Below are 15,311 nucleotides of genomic sequence, written 5' to 3'. Positions count from 1 at the left end.
ATGCATCCTGTACACGCACCATGACCCTGATCCGCGCCCTGCCCTCCCTCGCCGACACCGAGCGCCCGCGCAACGCGAGCGTGCGTGAGCAGCTGCAGCAGCTGGAAGAGGTGGCCCGCGAGGAGATCCGCGAACTGCAGCAGCTGGCCGATGCGCGCCCTGCCCTGTCCCGCACGGACGACGCGCTGCTGGGTCTGGCGTGGGACCTGGGGTTGGATGGGGAAGCCTTGAGGTAGATCCACGCCATGCGTGGATGGTCTTCACCACCACCCGCTCCAAACCCATGGCATGATCCGCCCATGCCACCTACGGCTGGACACGGAGTGTCGTCGCATGAGCACCACGTTCATGACCTGGCTGGGATTTGCTGTGATGGTGCTCATCGCGGTCACCTTCACCTGGCGCCCCGCCTACGCCACTTTGCGGCCACCCCGGCATAGACCTGTCGCATTCCTGTTCGGCAGCCTGCTCTTCATGCTGATGGCCTTTCTATTTGCCTGGGCGCCGGCAACTGCCATCAACACCGGGCATGTTCATCTGAGCCATCACCGGTCCGGCACCATTGATGCATGGCGGGACATCGAGCCGATGACCTTCTGGCTGATCATCGTCGCGGAGTACGCGTTCGGGCTGTTGATCGCCAGCTATTCCATTGCAGGCATCGCATTGATGAAACGGTAGATCCACGACTTTCGGGGATGGACGCCGCGATCTCTGCAACCTCTGCTTTGCCTGTCGCCTTTTAGGATTTGTTGCATAGCCTGAGGAACGGGACGAGGACACACTGCCCACTCCCCCTGTCTCCTCTGGCCTCTGCATGACGTTCAATCTGGAAGAAGCCCGCGAGGCTTTTGAGCAATTCCTGATGCTGATGGACGGCCAGATAGAATGGCTGGTCGCGCAGGCTCAAACGCATGGCATTGAACTGGATAGCAGCCCCGAAAGCCTCGACAGGCTGGAACACCTCCATGACTTGATGGCAGCCACGCTGTCTGAGGACGAGCGGGACTCTCTGAGGGTCGTGTTCGCCCGATATCTAGGGGAGACCGTCAGGCTGGTACACGGTGGGAAGTGGGCCCTGCCACTTGATGACCCTAAGGACATCCACTTCAACAGGCCCGTCATCATGGGGCACTCACGCTACCCCCTGTGTGAATTCAGTCCCATCCATGCGATACGCGCCTACTCGCTTCGCCGCCGCCCGGGGCTGATCAGAAGCATCGTAGCCAGCAGCGTCAACCCGCAGATCCTGGACCTAAGCGATCTGGCGGAAAAGGATTGAGCCAAGTCGATCCGGCAAGGCATGTGACCTGTTGCTCGTACTCGAACCCGCAGTGCTAGCGCCGGCCATCCCCATGGCATGATGCGCCGGTCCCGTTCATGGAAGACCGATGGCCATCGCCCTGATCGCATTGCTGCTGATCGAAGTCCTGCTGCTGGTGCTGTGGGCGCCGTTCTTCTTCCGCACCGGCATCGTACTGTTCAATCAGCGCATCGCCGCTACGCCGGCAGAGCTGGCGCAGCTTTCGCTGGCCGGGTTGGAGCATGATCTGCCGGCCGATACCTGGCTTCGCCTGGTATTCCGCGCGCTGCCGGACGGCAGTGTCGCCTTTCGCGAGAGCTTCGCGCCGAGCTTTGGCGGTCGCTACTTTCCGCTGATGCGCGGGCGGGTGATGATCGACGCGCAACGCAGGGAGGTGCGGGTGGTCGGGCGGTGCAGCTGGTTCGCGCTGGGCCTGACAGTGATGCTGGTGCCGATCATCCTGGTCCGCCCGGCTGCGTCGCCGATGCTGGTGGCCCTGCTGCTGTTCTACATGGGCTATTTCATCCAGCGCCGACGCTATGCACACGTGGTGGAAGCAGTGCGCGCACGGCTTCGCTCCGAATTTCCGCAGCGAATGGTTGCCGCATCGCAGTAGATCCACGCCATGCGTGGATGTCGCCTATAAAGACGCGCAGATTCGGATTGTTTGCATGGACCTGGGCCGGACAGCCCATCATCGTGCAGGTCCGATTTCAGTTCAGATCAGCCCACCGCCCATGGCCAGCGCCGCCCTCTGCCTTTCACTTGCCCTGCAACTCCCGGTTGCCCCAGACCCGCTTGCCCTGGATCCCGATTCCCTGATTGCGCTTCATCAAGCTCTACAGTCATTCGGCGATTTCCAGCAGCCGTACTCCGCGCCTATGGATGTGAACGATCCTGATGCAGGTGTGACCGACGCAACCGTCGAGGTCTCCGCCGGCTGCCTGCAGGGTGGCCCACAGGTCATCATCCTGGACGCTGATATCGATGAGGCGCCAGAGCGGTATCTGGTGCTGGACAAGGCTTGGCATGACCTTCCTGCGGGCACGTTGCTGCTTGTCTCCGGAGGCTCGGTGACCGTCATTCCAACCCACGAGGGCAGCCCGGAACTTGCACGGGCGGAGACACTACTCGCCTTCCTGGACTACCTGCCAATCAGCACGGATTGGAATGCGCTGGCCGTACCGAACACCGCGTTGCCTGTGACGGGGTTGGATTCTGACGAGTTTCTTCAGGGCTTCATTCCGAGCTCCAAGGTTGAAGCAGTTTCCGAAGCCACCCTGACGGCATGGGAAGACGTGCTACCCAACCTGCTGCTGGCACTGTGGCGACGTGATGGCCTCGCACGCTATCGCGACGACAGGCTCGCCTTGGTCGATCCCCACCTGTATGCGGAGATTGCTACCGCGTTCCTGCAAGGCAATCCCATGGAGGGTGCCGATACTTTCCATGTCTACGCGGTGACGGCTTTCGGCCAGATTCTGCTGTGTGGGGAGAACACCTCCGCGCAGATCAGCATCGATCCGCACAGCGGACACGTCTCAACAGAATCGGATCTACCAGACCCCGCCGATGCGGTGGAACGCAACTGGAAACTGGCATTCCTGCTGGAGGCCCTGGATGGTCCCTATCTTGACGTCACCGACGACGATGAGCAGCCCCTGCATGCCCATGCACGTGACCGACTTGGGCCATTGGCTCCGAATGAGATCTACAGCTTTTCGCCCGCGGTTTCCGAAGGCGGTTGGAACGCTGCGCACCTGGTGAAGGCGGATCGTCTCGCCGAGCTGGAAGCTCTTGCCGGGATAACACCCAGAAAGCCGCCGACCCAACCGGATGGCGACAACCGGTAGCTCCACGCCATGCCTGGATGAGCGCGAGCGCAGGCATCAGTGCCGACCAACGGTCGGCACCCACCAGAGCCGGCGCCGTCAGTAGGTCCACGCTGTGCGTGGATGATCGCGAGCACCGGCATCCGTGTCGACCAAGGTCGACACCTACCAGAGCGGTGCGTCGGCGTACGGCGATCCCGCCGGGCAAAGCCCGGCGCCAACCTCAGCGTGCCAGCACGACCTCGCTGGCAGCGTCTGTGCGCCCGGGCGCCGGATGCTGCTGCCGCAGCCACTGCGCCAGGTCGCGCGGGCTGAGCGGGCGCGAATACAGGTAGCCCTGGATCTCGTCGCAGCCCTGGCGCCGCAGCATGTCTTCTTCCTGGTGCGTTTCCACGCCCTCGGCCACCACTTTCATGCCCAGCGCATGGCCCAGGTGCACGATGGCCTGGGTCACTTCGGCCGTGCCCGAGTCATGCAGCATGCCCTGCACGAAACTGCGGTCGATCTTCAGGCGCCCCACCGGGAAACGGTTGAGGTAGTTCAGATTGGAGAAGCCAGTACCAAAGTCATCCACCGCTAGTGGCACACCATGCCGTTCCAGCACGTCGAAGCAGTGGCGCAGGATGTCGGTGTCACGGATCAGCGCCGACTCGGTCAGCTCCAGCTCCAACCGCTGCGGCGGCCAGCCGTGGGCATGGCAGATCTCGATCACCCGCTCGGCAAAGCCACGGTCACGCAACTGCACCGCCGACACATTGACCGCGATGCGGTCGAAACACAGCCCGGCACGGTCCCAGGCGATGGCCTGGCGGCAGGCTTCGTTCAGCACCCAGTCGCCGATGCGCACGATCTCGCCGCACTTCTCGGCAATCGGTATGAACTCGGCCGGGCTGCAGTAGCCGATGCCGGGCCGGTGCCAGCGCAGCAGGGCCTCGATCGCCGGTGGCTCGCCCTGGTGCGCATGCAGCAGCGGCTGGTAGGCCAGGCTGAACTCTTCGCGTTCGATCGCTCCGTGCAGGGCATGCTCCAACTCGAGCTTGCGCTGGATGCGGGCCAATGCGTCCTGGCTGTAGTACTGGTAGGTATTGCGCCCCGCTTCCTTGGCCGCGTACATCGCGGCGTCGGCGGCACGCAGCAGTGAATCGAAATCGGTCTGGGCATCGCCCAGCATCGCGATGCCGACGCTGGCACCGACCTTCAACGTGGTCTCGCCACGGCGCAGCGGCTCGGCCAGCGAAGCGATCAGCTTGCGCGCCACGTGGCCGGCGTCTTCCGGCTCGGCCAGGTCGCGCAGCACGACGATGAACTCGTCGCCACTGAAGCGGCCGAACAGGTCGTTGTTGCGCAGGTTCTGGTGCAGGCGGGTGGCGGCGGCCTTCAGCAGCGCATCACCGGTGGCATGACCGAAGCTGTCATTGATGGTCTTGAAGCCGTCCAGGTCGATGAACAACATCGCCAGCGAGGTGCCGCGGTCGCGCGCTTCCTCGATGGCTTCGGCGGTCTGCTCGCCGAGCAGCACACGATTGGGCAGACCGGTGAGCAGATCGTAGTGCGCCAGCAGCTCGATGCGCTCGTTGGCCTCGCGCTCGCGGGTGATGTCACGGAACAGGACCACGAACCGAGGCGGCAGGCCGTCACGGCGATCCAGCTCGATCAGTACCTGCACCCACACGCGCAGGCCGGACTGGCGGTAGAAGCACAGGTCCAGCTGTTCGGGCAGTCCACCCGCAGCGATCCGGCCCAGCGCCGCCTCGAAGGCATTGCGCGAATCCTCGGTGTACAGCGCCAGCGCCTGGTCGAGGGTGATCGGCTCCTTGCGCAGGCCGTGGATGCGGTAGCACTCCTCGGTCCACTGCATATGCCGGGTCTGCACTTCGATCTCGCAACCGCCGATGCGGCCCAGTGCGGAGACACGGTTCAGCAGCTCGGTGCGCCAGCGGATCAGTGCGTCGGTCTGGTGCTGTTCGGTAATGTTCTGCACCTGGCCGAGCAGGCGCTTGGGCTGGCCATCGGTGTCCAGCAGCGGCTGCATCCACAGCCGCAGATGCTGCGACGGTTCGTTGCCGCGGGTCAGTTCCAGTTCGATGTTGGCGGCCCGGCCATCGCGCCACAAGCGTCGCCATGCTGCGCGTAGCGCACCACGCGAGCGCGGATGCAGCTGCTTCAGCCAGCGCCGCTGGCCGGGTACGGCCCCCTGCTCCAACGCCAGCAGCGAACGCAGCTCCGGCGACCACCAGAAATGACCGCTGTTGGGGTCGAACGACCAGCTGCCCATGCTGGCGATGCGCTGGGCCTCGCTCAGGTGCAGCTGCTGTTCCTGAAGCAGCCCTTCCAGCTGCTTCTGTTGTTCGATATCGGTATGCGTGCCGACCATGCGCAGCGGCTGGCCATCGGCGGTGCGCGCGACCACGCGCCCGCGGTCCAGTACCCAACGCCACTGGCCATCGGCCTGGCGGAAACGGAACTGTGCGCTGTACTGCTCGCTCAAGCCACGCAGATGCTCATCCAGTGCAGCCCGCACCTGTGCGATGTCCTCGCTGTGCACGCGGGCCAGAATCTCGGTAGCGGTTTCATCGCCCAGTGCCGGGGTGCGCACCACACGGTCGCTGGGAATGTCCCAGTCCCAGAGGCTGTGCCCGGCACTGTCCAGCGCCAGCTCCCAGCGCCCACCGCCGCCGAGCGGCACCGGCTCTGGAATGCTCAGCGTGAAGGCCAGCAGGTTGCCGGCGCCATCATGCACGGCGCGCAGGTGGCCGTCGTAGTGGCCGTGCGGGCCACCCGGCAGCGTGCAGGCCACGATGCCGCCATCGGCGGCCATCAGGCGCAGATCTTCCAGCATCGGCGCATACGCAGCCACGGTCGCCGGCAGGCCATGCTCGCGCGCAGCCGGATTGGCCGCCAGCGGGCGGCCCGTGCGGTCGACGATGACCAGCGCCGACGCAAGCGGGTGCTGCAGCAGGCTGGCGATGATCCCTTGGTCCACGCGATCTTGCTCCGGATGACACGCCCGTCAGCGGGGCACGCAGTGGTTAACGGCGCCTGCGGCGGATAATTGAGTGGTCTGGGCGCACCTGCGCGGTAAGATGGCCGGCGCCCCTTTCTTCCGCCCTGTCCATGCCCGCAGAACCGACCGGCAACGCCCCAGTTCCCGACCCGCGGATGGCGCAGGCGCTGAGCCGCGACCGGCGCCGGGTGGTGCTGAGCTACCTGGCGATGGCGCTGGCCTGGATGATCTCCACCGACAGTGCAGTGCAGGCACTGGTGCCCGACCCGCAGCAGGCGGCCTTGTGGCAGGGCCTGAAGGGCTCGTTCTTTGCCCTCGCCAGTGCCGGCCTGCTGTATCTGCTGCTGCGCCCGCTGGCCGAGCATGTGCTGCACACCCATGCACGCCAGCAGGCCTCCGAGCTGCGCCTGCGGCAGATGTTCGAAGGCAACCCCGGCCCGATCCTGGTCTACGACCTGGACACACTGGCGATCCTCGATGCCAATCCGGCGGCCTGTACGGCCTTCGGCTGGGACCGTGACGAACTGCTGGAGCAGACCATCGATTCGCTGTGGCCGCCAGGCCAGGACCAGGCACTGCAGACCAAGCTGGAGGCGATCCGCGAGGCACCGGAGGAACTGTGCATACTGCGTACCCAACTGCAGCTGCGCGACGGCTCCCTGCGTCAGATGGAACTTCGCTCCAACGCCATCAGCTATGACGGCCACAACGCCCGCCTGCTGATTGCCATCGACCGCACCGCTGAAAACCTGGCCCAGCTGCGCCGTGACCAGGCGCTGGCGCGGGTCGAAGAAGCCCACGAGCTGGCACGCATCGGCGCCTGGGAGCTGGACCCCTCCACGGGACTTGGCCGCTATTCGAACCAGGTCTATCGCCTGCTCGGTCGCCGCCCGCCCGAGGCGCGGCGCTGGCATCGCTTCGACGAACTGCTGGTGCCGGCCGACCCGGCCACCGCCACCCAGACCGAACAGCTGCTGGCCGAGCTCTGCTCCGGCGATCCCGTGCAGGTGGACGTGCTGTTGCCGTTGCTGTCGATGGATGGGCGCGCCTTGATGGTGCATCTGCGTGCGGCCAGCGGCATCGACGAGGCCGGCCGCAACCGCGTGCTGGGCACCCTGCAGGACGTGACGGAGCGCGAGCAGTCGCGACGCCTGCTGCGCGAGCGCGAGGAACAGTTCCGCGAGCTGGTACGGGTACTGCCCGACGGCGTGGTCATCCTCTCCGACGAACACGTGCTGTACGCCAACGCCTGGGCCGCCAGCCTGTTCGGCTATGGCAGCCACACCCTGCTGGGCGAGCCCCTGTCAGCACTGGTGGACAGCGCCGATCTGGCCCGCGTGCGCAGCCAATTGCGTGCAGGCCAGCCACACCTGGGGCCCGGTCACAGCAGCGTGGTGGCGATGCAGCGCGCGGATGGCCGCAGCTTCCATGCCGGCCTGGCGGTGGGCGAAGTGCGTTATGGCGGACGCGACTGCAAGCTGCTGATCGTGCGCGACCTGAGCGATTCCGAGCGCACCCGCAGTGCACTGGAAACCAGCAACCGTGAACTGCAGGCGATGGCCGGCCGCCTGTTCTCGCTGCAGGAGGATGAGCGCCGCGCGATCTCGCGCGACCTGCACGACGATATAGGCCAGGCGATCACCGCAATCAAGCTGTCCGCCCATGCTGCGCAGGACGAGCATGATCCACAGCGCCGCGCCGAGGATCTGGCGCAGATCGTCAGCCTGGCCGACACCACCGTGGCCAAGCTGCGCGACATCTCCACGCTGCTGCGCCCGCCGCAGCTGGATGCCCTGGGCCTGGAGGCCGCACTGAGCTGGCAGGCACGGGTGCTGTTCCGTTCCTCGCCGGTGGAACTGCTGGCCGAGATCGAACCGCTGCCACAACGTCCTGACAACAGCATCGAGCAGGCCTGCTTCCGTATCGCGCAGGAGAGCCTGACCAATGCCCTGCGCCATGCCCGCGCCAGCCAGGTACAGCTGCAGCTGCGCGATGTCGGCCAGCGCGGCCTGCACCTGCAGATCCGTGATGATGGCGAGGGCTTCGACCCGGACGGTCCGCGCGGCCTGGGCCTGATCGTGATGCGCGAACGTGCGCAGAGCGTGGGTGGTCACGTTCGGATCGAGTCCGCGCATGGCGAAGGCACCCTGATCGACGTCCACCTCCCCTACCAGGCGGCCAGCATGGCCGCCGTCGAGTCACCGGACTACTGAGCCTATGTGGAATCCCAACCAGCCCCCGGTCAGCATCGATGATGCCCCCGACCGCCTCGGCGCCGGCAACCCCGAGCTGCAGGCGATGGTCGCCGAAGCGGCCTCGGGCGGCACCGCACTGATGTTGATGCACGTGGACATCGACCACTTCGCCTCGGTCAACGAAAACATGAGCGCCGAGGTGGGTGACCAGGCCCTGGTGCTGGTGGCGCAGCGGTTGCAGTCCTACCTGCGTGGTCGCGGCAAGCTGTGGCGCCACGGCAGCGATGAGTTCCTGATCGCAGTGCCACGCACCGCCGACGTGCCATTGCCGGAGGACTTCGCAGAGGAGATCCGGCAGCAGATGGAGCTGCCGCTGTCGGTGCTGCCGTACACCTTGTTCATGACCGGCAAGCTGGGCGTCAGCCTGTGCCCGGACCATGCCAGCAGCACCTCGCGCCTGCTCGATCACGCCGAAGATGCGCTGTACCAGGCGGCCCGCGAAGGCGGCAACGCGGTGCGCATCCACGCCGTGGATACGCCACCGAGCGCGCACAGCGAAAGCATCATCGCCCGCCAGATCGTGGACGCCATTCCCAATGGTGAGCTGAAACTGCGTTACCAGCCGCTGGTCAGCGCCCGCGATGGCCACGTGGTCGGCATGGAAGCGCTGCTGCGCTGGCAGTCACCGACGCTTGGCATGCTGGTGCCGGAGCGCTTCATGCGCACCGCCGAGCGGCTGGGCATCATCGTGCAGATCGGCACCTGGGTGCTGGAAGGCGCACTGAAGCAGGCCCGCCTGTGGCGCGACCAGGGCTTCGACGACTTCACCATCGCGGTGAATGTCTCCACCCTGCAGCTGCTGCGGCCCAACTTCTTCGCTGAAGTCATGGGCCTGATCCAGGCCGCGGGCGTGCCGGCACAGATGCTGACGCTGGAGATCAACGAAAGCGCGCTGACCAACAACGTCAACTTCGTGCACGAGACGCTGGCCAATCTGCGCAACGAAGGCATCAGCCTGAGCCTGGACAATTTCGGCACCGGTGATTCCAGCCTGAGTGCACTGGTCCGCTACCCGGTGGACAAGCTCAAGATCGATCGCAGCTTCATCAAGAGCGCGCCGGCCGGCAACCGTGAGGCGGCCATCGCCCGCGCGATCATCGCCATGGGCCACCAGCTGGGAATGACCGTGATCGCCAACGGTGTGGAATCGCAGGCCCAGCTGGGCTTCCTGCGCCGCAACGACTGCGATGTGTTCCAGGGCTATCTGTTCGGCGAACCGATGTCGGCCGATGCCGCCGGCATGACCCTGCGCCGCCGCTACCTGCGTCCGGAAGCCTTTGCCGAGACCCGTCCCGACCGCACGCTGCTATTGCTGGACGACGAAGAGAACGTGCTGCGCTCGCTGGTGCGTCTGTTCCGTCGCGACGGCTACCGCATCCTGGCCGCCGGCAACGTGCGCGATGCGTTCGACCTGCTGGCAATCAATGACGTGCAGGTGATCCTGTCCGACCAGCGCATGAGCGACATGAGCGGCACCGAGTTTCTGGGCCGGGTGAAGATGCTGTACCCGGACACGATCCGCCTGGTGCTGTCCGGTTACACCGATCTGAACACCGTGACCGACGCGATCAACCGCGGTGCGATCTATCGCTTCCTGACCAAGCCGTGGAACGACGACGAGCTGCGCAAGCACATCCACCAGGCGTTCCGCACCTATGAGGAACAGCGCCGCAGCAACGCCGGTCCGGCGCCGGTGGAAAGCGGAGATGGCGGTGAGGATCGCCCATTGCGGTAACGATCCCCTCTGGTAGAGCCGGCCGCTGGCCGGCTGCTCTGGATGTCGGGTTCAATGAGGTTGCCGGCCAGCGGCCGGCACTACCCGAAGCGCGGACCCGGTCGGGGACAAGCCCTGGTAGAGCCGGCCGCTGGCCGGCTGCTCTCGATGCCCAGTTCAATGAGGTTGCCGGCCAGCGGCCGGCACTACCCGAAGCGCGAATCCAGGTCGGGGACAAGCCCTGGTAGAGCCGGCCGCTGGCCGGCTGCTCTGGACGTCGGGTTCAATGAGGTTGCCGGCCAGCGGCCGGCACTACTCGAAGCGCGAATCCAGGTCTGGGACAAGCCCTGGTAGAGCCGGCCGCTGGCCGGCTGCTCTCGATGCCGGGTTCAATGAGGTTGCCGGCCAGCGGCCGGCACTACCCTGAGCAGTCAGCGCGGCTGCTTCACCGGCAGCACCACGCGGAAACGCGAACCCACGCCTGGGGTACTGTCCAGGTCGATGCGGCCGTGGTGCTTGTTGATGATGCTGTAGGAGATCGACAGGCCCAGGCCGGTACCGCTGCCCACCGGCTTGGTGGTGAAGAACGGATCGAAGATGCGCTGGCGCAGTTCCGGCGAGATGCCACCGCCGGTGTCTTCAAACTCGACCCACACGTGATCGCCATCGACGCCGGTACGCACCGTGATCGTGCCGCGCTCGGCGATGGCGTGGCCGGCGTTGAGCAGCAGGTTCATGTAGACCTGGTTCAATTCCGACGGCAGGCACTCCACCAACGGCAACTGGCCGAACTCCCGCACCAGGGTGACCTTGTACTTCAGCTCGTTCCAGATGATGTTGATGGTCGATTCCAGACCCGCGTGCAGGTCGACCAGCTTCCACGACTCGTCGCGGCCGGAATACGAGAAGTCCTTCAGATCACGCACGATGCGCGTCACCCGCTCGATGCCTTCGCGCGACTCGGCCATCAGCTGCGGCAGGTCGCGGCTGATGAAATCGATGTCCAGGCGGTCACGGATATCGTCGATCTCCGGGATCAGCGCCTTCGGGTCCGGCGCCCGCAATGCGCGCTCGTAGGCTTCGATCACGGTGAACAGGCTGCGCAGGTACTCCTGCAGGCTGCCCAGGTTGGAGTGCACGTAGCCGATCGGGTTGTTGATCTCGTGCGCGACGCCTGCGGCGAGCTGGCCGATCGAGGCCATCTTCTCCGACTGCAGCAGTTTTTCCTGGGTACCGTTGAGGCGCAGGTAGGCCTGCCGCAGCTCTGCATGACGCTGCTGCAATTCGCGTTCGTAGTCTTCCTGGCCTTCGATATGGCGGAACAACGCCAGGAAGTGCCCCTGGCCGACCGGGCCGTGGTGATACAGATGGGCGATGACCACGCCCTCGCCCAGCGGCAGGCTGCCGTTCCAGTGACCATGCTGGCGCGCCTGCTCCAATGCATCAGGCGGCAGCAGTTCACGCAGGCGCTGCGGCGGTGGCAGGCCGCCGCCCTCACCGCTGGCCAGCAGGTTCTGCGCGGCCGGGTTGGCCAGGGCCACCTGCCCGTCTTCGGTGAACAGCAGCAGCCCTTCGCGCAGGCGCTCAAGCAGCGCCTGCAGCACCGGCTGCGGCGGAAGGGGGGCGGTAACCAGGGCGTTGGCAGCGGACACGGCGACTCGGGGCATTCGAACAGGCGCCCAATATACGCGGTCGTGCGGCGGGCTTCAGCCCGCGGGGGTGGGATGTGCGACCGCCGTCGCGTCAGGCGATGGCGAGTGGGCGCCGCGCAGTGACCGTATGCGACTGGCCCTTGGCATCATAGGAGGAGGAGGCCTCGGTACGCCCGAGCTGGCGCAGCGCCCAATCGACCTCGCGGCGCCGGCGCGACAGCAGCACACCATTGGCACGGTTGCGTTCGGCCAGTTCCTGGAGGTGATCCCCCTCACCAAGCGGCGGCGTGCCTTCCAGTGCACGCAGCGCCTCCAGCTTGGCACCTGTCGCCCGGATCAGCGCGTGTACGTCATGATCGACCAGCGCCTGACGTTCAACGTCAAGCGCCTGGGCCAGCCGCTGCAGTTGTTCGCTCATCGGCGCGGTCATCCGTGCAGCTGCTGATCCAGCTCAAGCATGCGCGATGCGATCGCGTCCGGATTGATCTTGTAGGTGCCGTTCTGCAGCGACTCGCGCACTGCGGCCACACGCTGGGCGTCGATTGCCGGGGCGGTGGTCAGCTCACGCTCGATGGCCTGCAGATTGGTGGCCTCGCCGGTCAGGCGCAGGCTGTCGGCCGCTTCGACCGGGCGCGCCGCCGCATCGGTGCTGACGCCGGGCTTGTTGGCCGTGGTCGTCACGCTGCGCAGTGCCTGGGGGACCTGCAGGTTGCCGTCGATTTTCTGGCTCATGGGGTGTCCTGGAGTTGCCGTTCACAAGGGATAACGGCCGCAGGGCCGTGATCTTTAGGGATATTTTGCGGTAAATCAACGCGCCACGATTACGTCACCGGCGGCATCGACCGTGCCCTGCACGATGCGCCGCGAGGACAGGTTCTCCACCGAGACCCGTTCGTTTTCACCGGCATCGCCCATCGCACGGCCTGCAATACGGACCTCGACCGAGCCGCGACGCGAAACCAGGGCCACATTGTCTCCTCGCTTGATGAGACGCTGCACCACCAGATCGTTGTTCGACAGCAGGGCTCCGGCCTGCAACGGACGGCGGGCGATGCGGCCGATCGCTGCATTCGGATCGGCCAGCACCGCACCGGCAATCCGGGCGGCATCACGCTGGGCAGTGGTGATATCGGCGGCGGTGAGGGTTTCTCCAGTACCGATTCCGCGGTTGAGCACCAGCACGGTCTGGTTGCGCCGCACCTTTACTGGTACGAACAGGCGCCAGCCGCCGGCATCGGGGCAGCTGACTTCAACCGTGGTGTTGGCGGTGGGCTGCACCTGCAGCGCGCCACCACACCTGGGCAAGCGCAGCGCATCGGCCACCTGGGCCTCGCCCTCGCTGCCTGCCGGCAGCGTCGACAACGCGGCGGTGCGGATACTGGCCACCGGCTGCCAGTCGGCGGCATCCGCCCACGGCGAGGCCAGGGCAAGCGCGATGGCGAAGAGCGATGTGACCCGGCGCATGGCGCCTCCTGTCGAAGGGATCTGGCCCAGGTGCGTGCAAGGGGTGTGCCAGAGCGGCTTGTGTAGAGTCGAGCTTGCTCGACTGCTTTCATGACCAGTCGAGCAAGCTCGACTCTACAGAGGCAGGGTCGAGCATGGCGCGACTCTACAAAAGCGCTCAAGTTCGGCGCCCACCCCGCCGATACAGCAGCCATGTCCCATGACCTGCTCAACCGGATCGACCAGCGGACCCGACTGGCCGGCCACAATCGCCTGGCGCTGCTGCTGTTCCGCCTCGGCGGACGTCAGCTTTTTGGCGTCAATGTCTTCAAGGTGCAGGAAGTCCTGCGCCGCCCGGAGCTGTTCCAGGTGCCCGGACTGCCCAGCCAGTTCGCCGGCGTGGCCGACGTCCGTGGCCGCTCGGTGCCGGTGCTGGACCTGGGCCTGGCCATCGGCCACCCCGAGCGTGAGCCCGATGCGGACACCTCGCCCGGCTACCTGGTCGTGACCGAGTTCAACCGCTCGATCCAGGGCTTCCTGGTCAGCGGCGTGGAGCGCATCGTCAACATCGCGGTGGAAGACATCCACCCGCCACCGGAACTGGGCGCCGAATCGAGCTATCTGACGGCGGTGACGCGCTTCCAGGGCGAGTTGATCCAGGTGATCGACGTTGAAAGCGTGCTGGCCGATATCGCCCAGGTACGCGGTGAAGCAGTACTCGACCCGGCGATGGCAATGCCCGCCGACGGCCCGCAGCTGCAGGTGCTGGTGGTGGACGACTCTCGTGTAGCCCGCCAACAGATCCGCAGCGTGCTGGACCAGCTTGGGGTGGGCGCCACCCTGCTTTCCGACGGCAAGCAGGCGCTGGACCACTTGCTGCAGATCCAGGCCTCGGGCGAGAACCCCGCCGAGCGCTACGCCATGGTCATCTCGGACATCGAAATGCCGGCCATGGACGGCTATACGCTGACGACGGAAATCCGGCGCCATCCGGGCCTGGCCGGCCTTTACGTCCTGCTTCATACCTCGCTGTCGGGCGTATTCAACAATGCGATGGTCGAGCGCGTCGGCGCCAACGCCTTCGTCGCCAAGTACTCGCCGCACGAACTGGCCGACTTCGTGCTGGACCGCCTGCGCAAGGTCGCGATGGCGGCCTGAGGCCTCTGATCCGGTAGTGCCGGCCGCTGGCCGGCAACCGCGGACAATCCGGGAAGCCGGCCAGCGGCCGGCACTACCCTCTCGAATTTGGCACACCCCTTGCAGCTTCCCAGGCAACGTTCCTGTGGGAGTGCACCGTGCGCAACCTGATTACCGACTACCTGGGCGTCCACGCCCAGGCCATGCCGTTGCGCGAACAGCGGATGAAGCTGATCGCCAGCAACCTCGGCAATGCCGACACTCCCGGCTACAAGGCCCAGGATCTGGACTTCGATGCCGCCCTGCGCCACGCCCAGGGGCAGGATGCCAATGGCCTGATGGCCACCACCCACGAGCAGCACTACGAGATCAGTAGTGGCCTGAACCCGTTCCAGATCGCGCGCGAAGGCGTGCAACCCAGCCTGGACGGCAACACCGTCGATCCCGATGCCGAGCGTGCCGCCTATGGCCGCGCCGCACTCGAATACCGCGCCTCGCTCAGCTTCGTCGAGAGCAAGGTGCGTTCCATGCTGACCGCGATCACGGGGCAATAAGCCATGAGCAACCTGCCGATCTTCGATATCGCCGGCTCCGCGCTGCAGGCGCAGTCGGTGCGCATGAGCACCATCGCCTCCAACCTCTCCAACGCCGACACCGTCGCCGGTTCCGCCGATGCCGTGTACAAGCCGCTGGAACCGATCTTCCAGGCAGTGACCAGCAAGAACGATCCGAACATCACGTCGGTGAAGGTCAAGGAGATCACCCAGAGCGAAGCCGCGCCGATCAAGCGCTATGAACCGGGCCACCCGCTGGCCGACGGCGATGGCTACATCTACCAGCCCGATGTCGATCCGGTGGCGCAGATGGTCAACCTGATCTCGACTTCGCGCAATTACCAGGCTGGCGTGGAGATGCTGACCACCGCCAAGGAACTGGCCCTGGCCACCTTGACCATGGGCCGCTGAGGCCCG

Annotated in this window: 15 protein-coding genes; 10 read left to right on the top strand and 5 right to left on the bottom strand. The window is 65.8% G+C overall.

Going from position 1 to position 15,311, the window contains the following annotated elements; all coding sequences use genetic code 11:
* Nucleotides 1-20 precede the first annotated feature (20 nt).
* The 5 genes from MG068_RS10240 to MG068_RS10220 all read left to right on the top strand — a co-directional run bounded on the left by MG068_RS10240 (nt 21) and on the right by MG068_RS10220 (nt 3,156).
* The gene (locus tag MG068_RS10240) at nt 21-236 is read left to right on the top strand and encodes a hypothetical protein (protein ID WP_049399379.1); all 216 of its coding nucleotides are present in this window, start codon (nt 21-23) and stop codon (nt 234-236) included.
* A 97-nt stretch (nt 237-333) separates the two neighbouring features.
* Nucleotides 334-681 carry a hypothetical protein gene (locus tag MG068_RS10235; RefSeq protein ID WP_049399381.1) on the top strand — a complete coding sequence of 116 codons (348 nt, stop codon included), beginning with the start codon at nt 334-336 and terminating at the stop codon, nt 679-681.
* A 136-nt stretch (nt 682-817) separates the two neighbouring features.
* Nucleotides 818-1,282: a hypothetical protein gene (locus MG068_RS10230; RefSeq protein ID WP_032127367.1), complete on the top strand. Its 465-nt coding sequence runs from the start codon at nt 818-820 to the stop codon at nt 1,280-1,282.
* Between the two features lie 109 nt (nt 1,283-1,391).
* Nucleotides 1,392-1,919: a hypothetical protein gene (locus tag MG068_RS10225; protein ID WP_132810070.1), complete on the top strand. Its 528-nt coding sequence runs from the start codon at nt 1,392-1,394 to the stop codon at nt 1,917-1,919.
* A 13-nt stretch (nt 1,920-1,932) separates the two neighbouring features.
* On the top strand, nt 1,933-3,156 hold the full coding sequence (locus MG068_RS10220; RefSeq protein ID WP_206138698.1) for a GAD-like domain-containing protein: 1,224 nt from the start codon (nt 1,933-1,935) through the stop codon (nt 3,154-3,156).
* 202 nt (nt 3,157-3,358) lie between these two features.
* On the opposite strand, the gene MG068_RS10215 is transcribed toward MG068_RS10220, so the two are convergent.
* Entirely contained in the window at nt 3,359-6,118 is a 2,760-nt protein-coding gene (locus MG068_RS10215) for a bifunctional diguanylate cyclase/phosphodiesterase (RefSeq protein ID WP_132810068.1), read from the bottom strand.
* A 131-nt stretch (nt 6,119-6,249) separates the two neighbouring features.
* Here MG068_RS10215 and MG068_RS10210 point away from each other — a divergent pair, with 131 nt between their 5' ends.
* Together MG068_RS10210 and MG068_RS10205 are read left to right on the top strand one after the other, a co-directional pair.
* Nucleotides 6,250-8,352 (top strand): sensor histidine kinase, encoded by a 2,103-nt coding sequence (locus MG068_RS10210; RefSeq protein ID WP_132810067.1) that lies wholly within the window; start codon nt 6,250-6,252, stop codon nt 8,350-8,352.
* A gap of 4 nt (nt 8,353-8,356) precedes the next feature.
* Nucleotides 8,357-10,129, top strand: coding sequence for an EAL domain-containing protein (locus MG068_RS10205; RefSeq protein ID WP_032127372.1), 1,773 nt, complete (start codon nt 8,357-8,359; stop codon nt 10,127-10,129).
* 410 nt (nt 10,130-10,539) lie between these two features.
* Here the strand turns inward: MG068_RS10205 and MG068_RS10200 are convergent, their stop codons facing one another.
* The 4 genes from MG068_RS10200 to flgA form a co-directional block, all read right to left on the bottom strand.
* Nucleotides 10,540-11,760: an ATP-binding protein gene (locus tag MG068_RS10200; RefSeq protein ID WP_019337422.1), complete on the bottom strand. Its 1,221-nt coding sequence runs from the start codon at nt 11,758-11,760 to the stop codon at nt 10,540-10,542.
* A 91-nt stretch (nt 11,761-11,851) separates the two neighbouring features.
* A complete protein-coding gene (locus MG068_RS10195) occupies nt 11,852-12,190 on the bottom strand; it encodes a flagella protein (RefSeq protein ID WP_049399388.1) in 339 nt (112 codons plus the stop codon).
* Nucleotides 12,187-12,492 (bottom strand): flagellar biosynthesis anti-sigma factor FlgM, encoded by a 306-nt coding sequence (gene flgM / locus MG068_RS10190; protein WP_132810066.1) that lies wholly within the window; start codon nt 12,490-12,492, stop codon nt 12,187-12,189. Before flgM ends, MG068_RS10195 begins: the two co-directional genes overlap by 4 nt.
* A 75-nt stretch (nt 12,493-12,567) precedes the next feature.
* Nucleotides 12,568-13,224, bottom strand: coding sequence for a flagellar basal body P-ring formation chaperone FlgA (flgA, locus tag MG068_RS10185; protein WP_132810065.1), 657 nt, complete (start codon nt 13,222-13,224; stop codon nt 12,568-12,570).
* Nucleotides 13,225-13,416: 192 nt separating this feature from the next.
* Between flgA and MG068_RS10180 the strand changes: the two genes are divergently transcribed.
* The 3 genes from MG068_RS10180 to flgC all read left to right on the top strand — a co-directional run bounded on the left by MG068_RS10180 (nt 13,417) and on the right by flgC (nt 15,305).
* Nucleotides 13,417-14,361 carry a chemotaxis protein gene (locus MG068_RS10180; RefSeq protein ID WP_032127374.1) on the top strand — a complete coding sequence of 315 codons (945 nt, stop codon included), beginning with the start codon at nt 13,417-13,419 and terminating at the stop codon, nt 14,359-14,361.
* A 137-nt stretch (nt 14,362-14,498) separates the two neighbouring features.
* Complete coding sequence (flgB, locus tag MG068_RS10175; protein WP_005409576.1) at nt 14,499-14,894, top strand: flagellar basal body rod protein FlgB; 396 nt, start codon at nt 14,499-14,501, stop codon at nt 14,892-14,894.
* 3 nt (nt 14,895-14,897) lie between these two features.
* Nucleotides 14,898-15,305 carry a flagellar basal body rod protein FlgC gene (gene flgC / locus MG068_RS10170; RefSeq protein WP_010485892.1) on the top strand — a complete coding sequence of 136 codons (408 nt, stop codon included), beginning with the start codon at nt 14,898-14,900 and terminating at the stop codon, nt 15,303-15,305.
* Nucleotides 15,306-15,311 lie beyond the last annotated feature (6 nt).

It is taken from the genome of Stenotrophomonas sp. ASS1, from assembly GCF_004346925.1.
In the GTDB taxonomy this organism is placed as follows: domain Bacteria; phylum Pseudomonadota; class Gammaproteobacteria; order Xanthomonadales; family Xanthomonadaceae; genus Stenotrophomonas; species Stenotrophomonas maltophilia_A.
Note: the sequence above shows the minus strand (reverse complement) of the source record. Positions and strands in the feature narration are given on the sequence as shown.

Excerpts from the sequence above, each read along its gene's own strand:
- MG068_RS10240 (WP_049399379.1), top strand. The coding sequence starts at position 21 with ATGACCCTGATCCGCGCCCTGCCCTCCCTCGCCGACACCGAGCGCCCG.
- MG068_RS10235 (WP_049399381.1), top strand. The coding sequence starts at position 334 with ATGAGCACCACGTTCATGACCTGGCTGGGATTTGCTGTGATGGTGCTC.
- MG068_RS10230 (WP_032127367.1), top strand. The coding sequence starts at position 818 with ATGACGTTCAATCTGGAAGAAGCCCGCGAGGCTTTTGAGCAATTCCTG.
- MG068_RS10225 (WP_132810070.1), top strand. The coding sequence starts at position 1,392 with ATGGCCATCGCCCTGATCGCATTGCTGCTGATCGAAGTCCTGCTGCTG.
- MG068_RS10210 (WP_132810067.1), top strand. The coding sequence starts at position 6,250 with ATGCCCGCAGAACCGACCGGCAACGCCCCAGTTCCCGACCCGCGGATG.
- MG068_RS10205 (WP_032127372.1), top strand. The coding sequence starts at position 8,357 with ATGTGGAATCCCAACCAGCCCCCGGTCAGCATCGATGATGCCCCCGAC.
- MG068_RS10195 (WP_049399388.1), bottom strand. The coding sequence starts at position 12,190 with ATGACCGCGCCGATGAGCGAACAACTGCAGCGGCTGGCCCAGGCGCTT.
- flgM (WP_132810066.1), bottom strand. The coding sequence starts at position 12,492 with ATGAGCCAGAAAATCGACGGCAACCTGCAGGTCCCCCAGGCACTGCGC.
- flgA (WP_132810065.1), bottom strand. The coding sequence starts at position 13,224 with ATGCGCCGGGTCACATCGCTCTTCGCCATCGCGCTTGCCCTGGCCTCG.
- MG068_RS10180 (WP_032127374.1), top strand. The coding sequence starts at position 13,417 with ATGTCCCATGACCTGCTCAACCGGATCGACCAGCGGACCCGACTGGCC.
- flgC (WP_010485892.1), top strand. The coding sequence starts at position 14,898 with ATGAGCAACCTGCCGATCTTCGATATCGCCGGCTCCGCGCTGCAGGCG.